We start from the raw sequence: 581 nt of genomic DNA, 5'->3' as shown, positions 1-581 counted from the left end.
GGCGGGCCATCCATAAAGGGGGGCTCTTGCGCAGGCTTTTGGTCGATCGCGCGGCGGCTTTACGAGCAAAGTCCACGCCCGCTGCGACAATCAAGGACTGCCTATCGGGTTCATCCTGACCGGTGGCGAAGCCTCGGACTATGCTGCTGTCGATGATCTCATGGCGCTGCCGTTGGCCAAGCCGACGGCGCTGCTGGCCGACAAGGGTTATGACGGCGACCGCTTCCGCGAAAATCTGCTCATGCGCGGCATCCTGCCCATCATCCCGCCCCGGTCGAACCGGAAAGCTCCAGTCCATCCAGACTATCGCCGCTACCGGGATCGCAACCGCATCGAGCGGATGTTCGGCAAATTGAAGCAGCAGCGCCGAATTGCCACCCGCTATGACAAGACCGTCCTGTCGTTCGAGAGCTTCCTCAACCTCGCTGCCGCCCGACTATGGCTGAAGTCTTTTGTCAACGCGGCCTAAGCAGCGGTAGGCATGGCGGTCGCATGAAGACCGAACGGCTTCGGCGACACTACGTCATAGCTCTCATCTTCCCTGGAAACCCGGCTAGCGGCTGTCCGTCGTCAGAACATTT

Annotated in this window: 1 pseudogene; it reads left to right on the top strand. The window is 60.9% G+C overall.

Annotated features, from left to right (window positions below):
• Positions 1 to 16: 16 nt before the first annotated feature.
• Positions 17 to 469 (top strand): annotated as a pseudogene (locus ILT46_RS12005) (IS5 family transposase); the annotation flags it as partial.
• Positions 470 to 581 lie beyond the last annotated feature (112 nt).

The sequence above is a fragment of the Qipengyuania sp. YIM B01966 genome (genome assembly GCF_016461955.1).
GTDB lineage: Bacteria > Pseudomonadota > Alphaproteobacteria > Sphingomonadales > Sphingomonadaceae > QFOP01.
The sequence above is the reverse complement of the archived record's forward strand: the minus strand, read 5'-3'. Positions and strand labels throughout refer to the sequence as shown.